General features: G+C 67.5%; 5 protein-coding genes. 2 read left to right on the top strand and 3 right to left on the bottom strand.

Features of this window, described 5'->3' with window-relative positions; all coding sequences use genetic code 11:
- Positions 1-54: 54 nt before the first annotated feature.
- Positions 55-1,503, bottom strand: a complete 1,449-nt coding sequence (gene ngcE / locus LK06_RS26530) for an N-acetylglucosamine/diacetylchitobiose ABC transporter substrate-binding protein (protein WP_039648021.1) — start codon at positions 1,501-1,503, stop codon at positions 55-57.
- A 384-nt stretch (positions 1,504-1,887) separates the two neighbouring features.
- Here ngcE and LK06_RS26525 point away from each other — a divergent pair, with 384 nt between their 5' ends.
- A complete protein-coding gene (locus LK06_RS26525; RefSeq protein ID WP_234367513.1) occupies positions 1,888-5,691 on the top strand; it encodes a GH92 family glycosyl hydrolase in 3,804 nt (1,267 codons plus the stop codon).
- An 803-nt stretch (positions 5,692-6,494) separates the two neighbouring features.
- On the opposite strand, the gene acnA is transcribed toward LK06_RS26525, so the two are convergent.
- Positions 6,495-9,215 carry an aconitate hydratase AcnA gene (acnA, locus tag LK06_RS26520; RefSeq protein WP_039648025.1) on the bottom strand — a complete coding sequence of 907 codons (2,721 nt, stop codon included), beginning with the start codon at positions 9,213-9,215 and terminating at the stop codon, positions 6,495-6,497.
- A gap of 773 nt (positions 9,216-9,988) precedes the next feature.
- Positions 9,989-10,324, bottom strand: coding sequence for a TnsA-like heteromeric transposase endonuclease subunit (locus LK06_RS26515; RefSeq protein WP_267894076.1), 336 nt, complete (start codon positions 10,322-10,324; stop codon positions 9,989-9,991).
- Positions 10,325-10,455: 131 nt separating this feature from the next.
- On the opposite strand from LK06_RS26515, the gene LK06_RS26510 reads away from it, so the two are divergent.
- Positions 10,456-11,985, top strand: a complete 1,530-nt coding sequence (locus LK06_RS26510; RefSeq protein WP_043433366.1) for a helix-turn-helix domain-containing protein — start codon at positions 10,456-10,458, stop codon at positions 11,983-11,985.
- Positions 11,986-12,535: the final 550 nt, after the last annotated feature.

Genomic DNA, 12,535 nt, shown 5'->3' with positions numbered 1-12,535 from the left:
ATGCCCCGGCCGGGGCGCGGAACCAGACTCCGCGCCCCGCGGGGCCTGGCGGAATCAGTCGTGGTGGTTCTTCTTCGACGCCGGGTCCTTCGCCTGCTTGTCCACGGCGGCCTGACACCTCTTCAGCCATTCCTTCGGCTGGATCCGCTTGGCCATGAGCTCATTGGACGCGTTCTGGATCGCCGTGTCCATCTCGCTGTACCAGTCGGGGTACAGGAACCGGAACGTGTTCGAGCCGGCCGCCTTGGACGCGTCCACCGTGGACTGCGTGCCCGGGCGGAGCTTCACGCTCGCATCGACGCCGTCCTTGAGGATGGTCAGCGAATTCGCCTCCTTGGCGAACAACGTCGACCACTCCCGAGACAGCATGCGCCGCATGAACTCCTTGGCCGCGGGCAGGTTGCCGGCCTTCGCCGGAATGATGAAGGGCTCGCCGGAGCCGGCCCGGATCGCCTCGAAGGGCATCTTGCTGCCGGCCAGCAGCGGCATCGGCAGGAACTTCATGTCGAAGTCGGCCGGCGTCTGCTTGAGCTGCTCGTTCTCCAGCCAGGAACCGCAGGTGATGAACGCCGCTTTGTACTGGTTCCAGCGGGTCTGCGACTCGGTGTGGGTCAGGCCGTTGGTGCCGGGCATCAACAGGCCCTTCTCGACGACCTCGTAGATCGCCTCGATGCCCGCCTGGGCGGCGTCGGAGCCGACGAAGGCCTTCGGGTCGAGGTTGTCGATCGCCTTGACGGCGTCGATGCCGCCCTTCTTGGCGATGAGGTCCATGATGGCGACGTTGATGTAGTACGGGTACTTGCCCTGGTGGGCAAGGCCGCCGATGCCCTGCTTCTTGGCATCCTGGCAGATGGCCAGGAAGTCGTCCCAGGTCTTCGGTGCCTGCCAGCCCTTCTCCTGGAAGAGCTTGCCGGAGTACCACAGGCCCCACACCGTGTAGATGTAGTTGAGGGCGACGACCTTGCCCTCCTGGACACCAGGGTCGAGGGTGCCAGGGATCAGGGTGTCGCGGACCTTCGTGCCCGGATCGTCGACCGACGGCGCGTCGAGGACCTCGGAGAGGTCGAGCAAGGCGTCGTTCTTGTAGAGAACGTCGATCTTGATCTGCTGGGCGCCGGAGTCGTCCACGATGTCCGGCGGGTTGCTGGCGTTCAGCCGCGGCTGCAGCTTGCCGGTGATCTCCTGGGTGCCGGTGTGGGTCGAGGTGATGCCGAGCTTCTTGTCGAAGTCCGCCTCCCACGCCTTGGCGTAGTCGTCGCCGTATCCGCCCTTGAAGACCATGACATCGAGCTTGCTGCCCTTCTTGGCGCCGAAGGGATTGTCCTTGGACTTCTGCCCCTGCGCGCCGTTTCCGTCCGAACTGCCGCCCCCGCCGCCACTGGCACAGGCGGAGAGCAGACTCATCGTCGGCACGCTGATCAGGCCGAGCGCCGCGGACCGCTTGATCAGATCGCGGCGGCCGACACCTGCGGAACCGTGGTTCTCGTCGGAAGTGGATCCCATGCTCAAGTCCTCGCCTTCTCCAGGACTCAGGCGGTGAACCGGATCCTCCCCGGCACCGCTGTCGGGTCGAGCTGAGTAGTGCAGGAAGTGCTTCGTGCCATCGGCACCGGCGTGGTGCGCCTTGTGCTGATGGCCGACAGGTATAGTCCACTTCCCGCCAGCGGAGCAAGATCGAATGCAGGGTTCGCGATGGGTCTTTTCCGAGTTGAGACCTCAGGGGAATCTGAGCGCGCCGTGCACCGCCTGACGGAAAAAGTCGCGACATAAGTCCCCGAACGCTACGCCCAACACCCTTGACATCAATGGCCACTTGACGCCCTACTGGTTCCCGTGCACTGATCCTGACAACGTTGTCCACGCGGTCGCAGGAGGGGAAATCCGTAGATGCAGCGGAGAACTCGACACAAATGGGGCCCGGCGGTCGTTCTTACGGCCGCCTTCGTCATGGCCGTCGGCACGCAAGGTACGGCGGTCGCCCTGCCCGTCAGGAGCCAAGCCGCCGACCGGGAGTTCGCATCCTCGTTCGAGACGGGGGATCCGGCGCCGGACTGGCTGAATACCGTCGACAGCGGACCGGACGGAAGCAAGCGCGCCTCGGGCGTCGACGGCGGCTACAGCACCGGAATTCCAGGCAATGTGGACGACCATGTCACTGAGGTCCGGGCGAGCGGCGAGAACACGGGCGCCGGCGAGGTGAAGGAGAACCTCGTCGACGGCGAGCCCGGGACCAAGTGGCTCACCTTCGAGCCCACCGGCTGGGTGGAATTCGATCTGGACAAACCGATCAAGCTGGCGACATACGCCCTCACCTCGGCCAACGACTACGACGGGCGTGACCCGCGGGACTGGACCCTCAAGGGATCCACCGATGGCAAGAGCTGGAAGACCATCGACACACGCTCGGGCGAGCACTTCTCCGAGCGGTTCCAGACCAAGTCCTACGACCTCGCCGAACCGGCCGAGTACCAGCACTTCCGGCTGGAGGTGACGGAGAACAACGGCGCCTCGGACATCCTGCAGATCGCCGACGTGCAGTTCGCCACGGGCGGCACGAGCAGCCCGGTACCGCAGGACATGCTGACACTCGTCGACCGGGGACCGAGCGGTTCCCCGACGGCCAAGGCCCGGGTGGGCTTCACCGGCGAGCGGGCGCTGCGTTACGCCGGGAGGCACACGGCGGGCGGCCGGGCCTACTCGTACAACAAGGTCTTCGACGTGAACGTCAAGGTCGGCCGCAACACCCAGCTGTCCTACCGCGTCTTCCCCTCGATGGCCGACGGCGACCGGGACTACGACGCGACGAACGTCTGCGTCGACCTGGTCTTCACCGACGGCACCTACCTGAGCGACCTCGGCGCGTTGGACCAGCACGGGTTCCCGCTGTCCCCGCGCGGGCAGGGCGCGTCGAAGTCGCTGTACGTCAACCAGTGGAACAACGTGGCATCGCGGATCGGATCCGTGGCGGCCGGCAAGACGGTCGACCGGATACTGGTGGCGTACGACTCCCCCGACGGCCCGGCCAAGTTCCGCGGCTGGATCGACGACGTCTCACTGAAGCCGGTAGCACCCGACAAGCCAAAGGCGCATTTGTCGGACTACGTACTGACTACCCGGGGCACCAACTCCAGCGGCAGCTTCTCGCGCGGCAACGACTTTCCGGCGACGGCGCTGCCACACGGTTTCAACTTCTGGACACCGGTGACCAACGCCTCCTCACTGAGCTGGCTGTACGAGTACGCGCGGGCGAACAACGCCGACAACCTGCCCACGATCCAGGCGTTCAGCGCGAGCCACGAACCGAGCCCATGGATGGGCGACCGGCAGACCTTCCAGGTGATGCCGTCGGCCGCGGCCGGCACCCCGGGCACCGGCCGGAAGGCACGGGAGCTGGCCTTCCGGCACGAGAACGAAACCGCGCGCCCGTACTACTACGGGGTACGGTTCGAGAACGGCCTCAAGGCGGAGATGGCTCCGACCGACCATGCAGCGGTGCTGCGCTTCACCTACCCCGGCGACGACGCGAGCGTGCTGTTCGACAACGTCACCGAGCAGGCGGGACTGACCCTCGACAAAGACCACGCCGTCGTCACCGGCTACTCGGACGTGAAGTCGGGCCTGTCCGCCGGCGCCACCCGGCTGTTCGTGTACGGCAAGTTCGACAAGCCGGCAACGGACGCCGGATCGAGCGGGGTGAAGGGCTTCCTGCGCTTCGACGCGGGCGCCGACCATACCGTGACCCTGCGGCTCGCCACCTCGCTGATCAGCATCGACCAGGCGAAGGACAACCTGCGTCAGGAGATCCCGGACGGCGCGTCGTTCGATGCGGTCGAGGCGCACGCCCGGCGTGTCTGGGACCGGCTGCTCGGCAAGGTCGAGGTACAGGGCGCGACCCCGGACCAGCTGACCACGCTGTACTCCGGCATGTACCGGCTCTACCTCTACCCCAACTCCGGCTTCGAGAAGGTCGGTGACACCTACCGTTACGCCTCCCCCTTCTCCCCCATGTCGGGGCCGGACACCCCCACCCACACCGGCGCCGAGATCGTCAACGGCAGGGTGTACGTCAACAACGGGTTCTGGGACACCTATCGGACCACCTGGCCCGCGTATTCCTTCCTGACGCCTACCCAAGCGGGCGACTTGGTGGACGGGTTCGTCCAACAGTACAAGGACGGCGGTTGGACCTCCCGCTGGTCCTCCCCGGGCTACGCGGACCTGATGACCGGCACCTCCTCGGACGTGGCTTTCGCCGACGCCTACGTCAAAGGCGTGAAGTTCGACGCGAAGGCGGCGTACGACGCGGCCGTGAAGAACGCGACCGTCGTCCCGCCCACGCCGGGCGTGGGCCGCAAGGGCATGAACACCTCGCCCTTCCTCGGCTACACCACCACGGACACGCACGAGGGCCTGTCCTGGGCGATGGAGGGCTACGTCAACGACTATGGCATCGCCAGGATGGGCCAGGCGCTCTACCGGAAGACGGGCGAGCATCGCTACCGGGAGGAATCGGAGTACTTCCTCAACCGGGCCCAGGACTACGTGAAGCTGTTCGACTCCAAGGTCGGATTCTTCCAGGGACGGAACGCCACGGGCGACTGGCGCGTGGACTCGGGGACGTACGACCCGCGGGTATGGGGCTACGACTACACGGAGACCAACGGCTGGGGCTACGCCTTCACCGCCCCGCAGGACAGCCGGGGTCTGGCCAACCTGTACGGCGGTCGGCAAGGCCTCGCGGACAAGTTGGACGCGTACTTCGCGACCCCGGAGACGGCCTCTCCGGACTTCGTCGGTTCCTACGGTGGTGTGATCCACGAGATGACAGAGGCGCGGGACGTGCGGATGGGCATGTACGGCCACTCCAACCAGGTCGCGCACCACGTGATCTACATGTACGACGCGGCCGGACAGCCGTGGAAGGCCCAGGCGTACGTGCGCGAGGTGCTCTCCCGCCTCTACACCGGAAGCGAGATCGGGCAGGGCTATCACGGCGACGAGGACAACGGTGAGCAGTCGGGTTGGTACCTCTTCTCCGCGCTCGGCTTCTATCCGCTCGTCATGGGCAGCGGTGAGTACACCATCGGCTCCCCGCTGTTCAAGAAGGTGACCGTGCACCTGGAGAACGGCCGGGACCTGGTGGTCAAGGCGCCGGGGAACAGTGCGAAGAACGTCTACGTACAGAAGGTGACCTTCAACGGCCGCCCCTGGACGTCCACTTCGCTCCCGCACTCGCTGCTCTCCAAGGGCGGGGTGCTGGAGTTCTCCATGGGTGCCAAGCCGTCCGCGTGGGGCACGGGCAAGAACGCCGGCCCGGTCTCCCTCACCCACGGCGACAAGGTACCGACCCCGCGCGCGGACGTCCTGAAGGGGGCCGGCGCCCTGTTCGACGACACGTCGGCGACCAGCGCGACCGTCGCCTCGGTGGACCTGCCGGTCGGCGGGCCCGTGAAGCCCGTGCAGTACACGCTGACCTCGGCGGCGGACCATACGAAGGCTCCGACCGGCTGGACCCTGAAGGGCTCCGCGGACGGCACGACTTGGCGGACGCTGGACCACCGCTCCGGTGAAGCGTTCCGATGGGACCGTCAGACCCGTGCCTTCACCATCGGCGCGCCCGGGACCTACTCGAAGTACCGCCTGGTCCTGGACGGCGAGTCGACACTGGCGGAGGTGGAACTGCTCGCCTGACGGGCCGGGGGGGGGACGGGCCCGTTGGAGCACCGGGTCCGCCCCCTCCCGTGCGCCGGACCAGCCGGTGACCAGGGTGAACACATGCAGGCCCGCGTCCTGCGGGAGTCGGACGCTGTGGCCTGGGCGTGCAACGGCCGCCCGCGGGATAACATCGCGCAGGCCCCGATGGTCAGCAGCCCGCCGAGGAGGAAGGTGCCTCGCACGTCGGCGAGCGGCAGGGCCCGTCCGCCGAGCGCGGCGCCCCCGCGCTACCGGTGTGATAGACACCGGGGTTCACCGTGAGTGCAACCTCCGTGCGGCCTCCGTGCGGCCTGGTGCACAGTGCAGCATGGTGCGGCATGACCTTGCGGACTCTTCCTGACCTGGCCCGTTGCACCTGCTCCGTGGCACCACCCGGGTCGCACAAGCCGCAGGGACAGCAACGTGCGCCACCAGTGCCACGGAGGACCCCACGCCTCTGCGCAGGCACGCGCCCTAATCACCCTTTCGGGCTACCTCAACCAGGTTGACATCGTTGTCCGTTGAGGCGGTAAAGTCATGTACAGACCATGCGACAACGCTGTCGCACACCATGTCGGCCCTACAAGCCATCACCACCCGGGCAGGACACCCACCCCCCTCACCTGCCCGGCTCGCGGACCCGGTGCGCACGGCCACCGGGTCCGCCCTGAGCATCGGCCGGCCCGTAGCGTGGCTGCGGCAGCCACGTGGACAGGGAGTATTTCCCCATGCGGAAGGGCCGCACCCCGTGAACCGGGGGTGCGGCCCTTGAGCGCGGTGCCGTGAGCCCGCTCGCTCGCCTACTTGCGGATCAGGCTGCGCAGCACGTACTGCAGGATGCCGCCGTTGCGGTAGTAGTCGGCCTCACCGGGGGTGTCGATGCGGACGACCGCGTCGAACTCCACGCCGGTGTCGGTGGTGACCTTGACCGTGCGCGGCGTGCTGCCGCCGTTCAGCTCGGTCACACCGGCGATGGAGAAGCTCTCCTCTCCGGTCAGACCGAGGGACTCGACGGAGGCACCCTCGGGGAACTGCAGCGGCAGGACGCCCATGCCGATGAGGTTCGAACGGTGGATGCGCTCGTAGGACTGCGCGATGACGGCCTTCACCCCGAGCAGGGCGGTGCCCTTGGCGGCCCAGTCCCGGGACGAGCCGGAACCGTACTCCTTGCCGGCCAGGACGACCAGCGGGGTACCGGCCGCCTGGTAGTTCTGCGCGGCGTCGTAGATGAAGGAGACCGGCCCGCCCTCCTGGGTGAAGTCGCGGGTGTAGCCGCCTTCCGTCCCCGGCGCGATCTGGTTGCGCAGGCGGATGTTGGCGAAGGTGCCGCGGATCATGACCTCGTGGTTGCCCCGGCGCGAGCCGTAGGAGTTGAAGTCACGACGCTCCACACCGTGCTCGGTGAGGTACGTGCCGGCCGGGGTGTCGGCCTTGATCGCGCCGGCCGGGGAGATGTGGTCGGTGGTGACCGAGTCGCCCAGCTTCGCCAGGACCCGGGCGCCGGCGATGTCCTCGACCGGGGCCGGCTCCATCCCCATGCCCTCGAAGTACGGGGGCTTGCGGACGTAGGTGGACTCGGCGCTCCACTCGAAGGTGTCGCCGGTGGGGATCGGCAGGGACTGCCACTGGGCGTCGCCCGCGAAGACGTCCGAGTAGGACTTCTCGAACATGTCCTCGCCGATGGCGCTCGCGACGACCTCGTTGACCTCAGCCTCGGTCGGCCAGATGTCCTTCAGGTAGACCGGGTTGCCGTCCTGGTCGGTGCCCAGGGCCTCACGGGTGATGTCCACCTTCATGGAGCCCGCGATGGCGTACGCGACGACCAGCGGCGGGGACGCCAGGTAGTTCATCTTGACGTCGGGGTTGATGCGGCCCTCGAAGTTCCGGTTGCCGGAGAGGACCGAGGTGACCGCGAGGTCGTGCTCGTTGACGGCCTTGGAGACCTCCTCCGGCAGCGGGCCGGAGTTGCCGATGCAGGTGGTGCAGCCGTAACCGACGAGGTTGAAGCCCAGCTTGTCCAGGTACGGCGTGAGGCCGGCCTTCTCGAAGTAGTCGGTGACGACCTTCGACCCCGGGGCGAGGGTGGACTTGACCCACGGCTTGCGGGCGAGGCCCTTCTCGACCGCCTTCTTGGCGACCAGCGCGGCGCCGATCATGACGTACGGGTTGGAGGTGTTGGTGCAAGAGGTGATGGCTGCGACCGTCACCGCACCGTGGTCCAACTCGTAGGTCGTGCCGTCGGGGGCGGTGACCGGGACCGGGTTGGACGGGGCACTGCCGTTGGGGTGCAGGGCGGGGGCGTCCGAGGCCGGGAAGGACTCCTGGTCCGCCTCCTCCACGACGTCGACGTAGTTGCGGACGTCCACCTTGAACTGCTCGGCAGCATTGGCGAGGACGATGCGGTCCTGCGGACGCTTCGGCCCGGCGATGGACGGCACGACCGTCGACAGGTCCAGCTCCAGCTTCTCGGAGAAGTCGGGTTCCGCCTTCGGGTCCAGCCAGAGGCCCTGCTCCTTGGCGTAGGCCTCGACGAGCGCAACCTGCTGCTCGGAGCGGCCGGTCAGCCGCAGGTAGTTCAGGGTCTCGTCGTCGATCGGGAAGATCGCGGCGGTGGAGCCGAACTCCGGCGACATGTTGCCGATGGTGGCGCGGTTGGCGAGCGACGTGGCCGCCACGCCCTCGCCGTAGAACTCCACGAACTTGCCGACGACGCCGTGCTTGCGCAGCATCTCGGTGATGGTGAGCACGAGGTCGGTGGCGGTGGTGCCGGGCTGCAGCTCGCCGGTCAGCTTGAAGCCGACGACCCGCGGGATGAGCATCGACACCGGCTGCCCGAGCATGGCCGCCTCGGCCTCGATGCCGCCGACGCCCCAGCCGAGGACGCCGAGGCCGTTCACCATGGTGGTGTGTGAGTCGGTACCGACCAGGGTGTCCGGGTAGGCCTTGCCGTCGCGCACCATGACCACACGGGCGAGGTGCTCGATGTTGACCTGGTGGACGATGCCGGTGCCCGGCGGGACGACCTTGAACTCGTCGAAGGCGGTCTGGCCCCAGCGCAGGAACTGGTAGCGCTCCCTGTTGCGGCCGTACTCCAGCTCGACGTTCTGCTTGAAGGCCTCACTGGTGCCGAACTTGTCGGCGATGACCGAGTGGTCGATGACCAGCTCGGCCGGCGCCAGCGGGTTGATCTTCGCCGGGTCGCCGCCCAGTTCCTTCACGGCCTCACGCATCGTAGCGAGGTCCACGACGCAGGGGACGCCGGTGAAGTCCTGCATGATCACGCGGGCCGGCGTGAACTGGATCTCCTGGGCGGGCCGGGCCTGGGAGTCCCAGCCACCGAGGGCGCGGATGTGGTCGGCGGTGATGTTGGCGCCGTCCTCCGTGCGGAGCAGGTTCTCCAGCAGGATCTTGAGGCTGTACGGCAGGCGGGCCGAGCCCTCCACCTTGTCCAGCCGGAAGATCTCGTACGACTCGTCGCCCACCTGCAGCGTGCTGCGGGCGTCGAAGCTGTTCGCCGACACGACAGTCTCCTTCATTGATGTGCGCGTACCACCGTCAATCGTGCCGCCACGCCCTCTCGACCGTTCCGCTAAGGTAAGGCTAAGTTAGGCATCCCTTACTGGGTGGCAGCTACGGTGCGCCTCGCCAGATATCTCGATGTCGAGATAACACTAGTACATGGGGGCGGGATGGTCATGCCCGGACGTGTCGTGCGCGCTCTCATCCATTCGAGGCGTTTGCTCAGCGAACCCAGTCGTTCGGCCATCCGTCTCAGTGAACCTGGTCGCGCAGGTGGTCGCATTGGTGGCATCGGGGGGGCTGTACCGGCTGGGGCGGATCCCGCCAAGGACAGGCGCTGCTGACACACGGCGACCTCATCCGTTGGCCGGCGGACGCCGAGGCGCCTGGACCCGTGCCCACCGGACTCGGCCGGGTGACCACCGAAACCGCCCAGAAGGGGGCGGCCACGTACGGGTGCGGGCGAAGGGCGGCACCCGGCTCACCCACATGTCGCAGCCGACCCCGGCCCGAAGCATGCATCCCCGGAGCCTGGCCATGGCTCAGGGCTCCTGCACCGCGCTTCGGGGACTCGCCCGGCCAGGCCGCCGAAGCCGGGGCACCGGATGCCGTCGCACACCCTGAAGACACGGACGCTCCGCAGATCAACTGCTACCTCCCGGTCGGTGCAACATCCGAGGGAGAACGGGTGCCGGAGGTGCGGCACGTGGCGAGGATGGGCCAGGCGGGTCACCTCGAACGCCTCCGCGCCCCTCGGCCCGTTCCGCTCATCGGCTCAGACATCACCCACCGCCGCAGAGCCGTCCGCGCGGCGTACGACGTAGTCCAGAGCGCGCCGACACTCACGCTCGCCGTCGCGCCAGCGCAGCCAGAACGGCTGCGAGGCGATCCCCACCACCCCGTGATCGAAGTCCATCAGCAGGAGCCGGTCCCGCTCCAGCCACGGCTCCAAACCGACATGCCGCCCGGTCGCCGCCGCCCAGCACCAGCCGGAGAAGTGGCGTTCACCGCGCGACCAACGAAACGGCGGCACCGCAGCCACGCCCTCGAACCGCGCTGCCCGTGCACGCCGAAACCGGCTAAAGCCACCCGCAGCACGAGCCTCACACACGATCACAACCACACAGATAACATCTCTTCCGACATTCCAGACTAACCGTAAACCTGCTGGTCACTGACTTCCCGTCACCCGAACAGACCCCCCAGCGAGCGCCATCTCATATCTGAGATAGCCTCAGCCTCATGTCAGACGACTACCTCGTACGCATCGGCAAGCTCATCCGCGACGCCCGGCAACACCGCGGCTGGACACAAGCGCAGCTCGCGGAGGCACTCGGCACCAGCCAGAGCGCGGTCAACCGCATCGAACGCGGCAACCAGAACATCAGTCTTGAGATGATCGCCCGAATCGGCGAGGCTCTGGACAGCGAGATCGTCTCGCTCGGCTACGCGGGTCCGATGCATCTGCGGGTGGTGGGCGGCCGTCGGCTGTCCGGTGCCATCGACGTGAAGACCAGCAAGAACGCCTGTGTGGCGCTGCTGTGTGCCTCACTGCTGAACAAGGGGCGCACGGTGCTGCGCCGGGTGGCGCGGATCGAGGAGGTGTACCGCCTGCTGGAGGTGCTCAACTCGATCGGCGTGCGCACCCGCTGGATCAACGACGGCGTCGATCTGGAACTGGTACCGCCGGCCGAGTTGGAGATGGGGGCGATCGACGCGGACGCCGCCGTGCGGACCCGCTCGATCATCATGTTCCTCGGTCCCCTGCTGCACCGCATGGACCACTTCAAGCTGCCGTACGCCGGCGGCTGCGACCTGGGCACGCGGACCATCGAACCGCACATGATCGCGCTGCGCCGGTTCGGTCTGGACATCGCGGCCACGGAGGGCCAGTACCACGCGCAGGTGGACCGCACGGTCCGACCCAACCGGCCGATCGTGCTGACCGAGCGGGGCGACACGGTCACCGAGAACGCGCTGCTGGCCGCCGCCCGACACGACGGTGCGACGGTCATCCGCAACGCTTCGTCCAACTACATGGTCCAGGACCTGTGTTTCTTCTTGGAGGCGCTGGGCGTCAAGGTCGAGGGCATCGGCACCACCACGCTGACCGTGCACGGCGTGCCGAACATCGACGTCGATGTCGACTACTCCCCCTCCGAGGACCCGGTCGAGGCGATGAGCCTGCTGGCCGCTGCCGTCGTGACGGAGTCGGAACTGACGGTCCGCCGGGTACCCATCGAGTTCCTGGAGATCGAGCTTGCGGTCCTTGAGGAGATGGGCCTCGACCACGACCGCAGCGCCGAGTACTACGCGGACAACGGCCGCACCCGTCTGGTGGACCTCACGGTCCGGCCCTCCAAGCTGGAGGCGCCGATCGACAAGATCCACCCGATGCCGTTCCCGGGCCTGAACATCGACAACGTCCCCTTCTTCGCGGCCATCGCCGCCGTCGCGTCGGGCCAGACCCTCATCCACGACTGGGTCTACGACAACCGCGCGATCTACCTGACGGACCTCAACCGCCTCGGTGGCCGACTGCAACTCCTGGACCCGCACCGGGTACTCGTCGAAGGCCCGACACGCTGGCGCGCCGCCGAGATGATGTGTCCGCCGGCTCTGCGACCCGCGGTCGTCGTCCTACTGGCGATGATGGCGGCCGAAGGTACGTCGGTGCTGCGCAACGTGTACGTCATCAACCGGGGTTACGAGGACCTGGCCGAGCGCCTGAACTCGGTCGGGGCGCAGATCGAGATCTTCCGGGACATCTGACGGTCCTCAGAACAGACGCCGCCATATCCCTTCTGACCTACGTAAACGCACGGCATGAGGGGGCGTGGCGGCGCCTCTGGGACTTCTCCGGGACTTTGGCCGGAGCCAAAGGCGTCATCTTGTCGGCCGGAGCGAGTCCGGGAGAAGGGCCAGGTCAGGGCCTTTTACCGGCTCACTGCCCCGCGTACGGGCACCCAAAGCGTCATGACTGACGCCCCTGCCTCTGCTCGGGGCAGAACACGCTCCCACAACGGTCGAGAACCTGCCTGGCGACCGCGGCCCCAAGCCGGTGCGGCTGTGGTCCTCGCATACCGGCATGACCGGCGCAAACGTCGACCTGCGCCGGCAGGCGTTCCTCCGCGGTTTCTCTTGAACATGCCTTCCGGCTGTTCAAGCGGACCCTAGGCCGGACCGTCCCCAAGGTCCGCGATCCGCACGCCGCAGACCTGTGGACGTGGCTGATCTCCGCCGCCCACGCCCAGCTCCGCCTCGCCCGACCCTCACCGAAGACCTCCGCCGCCCCCAGGAACGGCCCACCGAGCCACGCAGG

Source organism: Streptomyces pluripotens (assembly GCF_000802245.2).
Taxonomy (GTDB): domain Bacteria; phylum Actinomycetota; class Actinomycetes; order Streptomycetales; family Streptomycetaceae; genus Streptomyces; species Streptomyces pluripotens.
This window is presented reverse-complemented; position numbering and strand designations above follow the sequence as displayed.

What these genes read in the sequence shown, in the direction of transcription:
- ngcE (WP_039648021.1), bottom strand. Translation starts at nt 1,503, where the DNA reads ATGGGATCCACTTCCGACGAGAACCACGGTTCCGCAGGTGTCGGCCGC.
- LK06_RS26525 (WP_234367513.1), top strand. Translation starts at nt 1,888, where the DNA reads ATGCAGCGGAGAACTCGACACAAATGGGGCCCGGCGGTCGTTCTTACG.
- LK06_RS26510 (WP_043433366.1), top strand. Translation starts at nt 10,456, where the DNA reads ATGTCAGACGACTACCTCGTACGCATCGGCAAGCTCATCCGCGACGCC.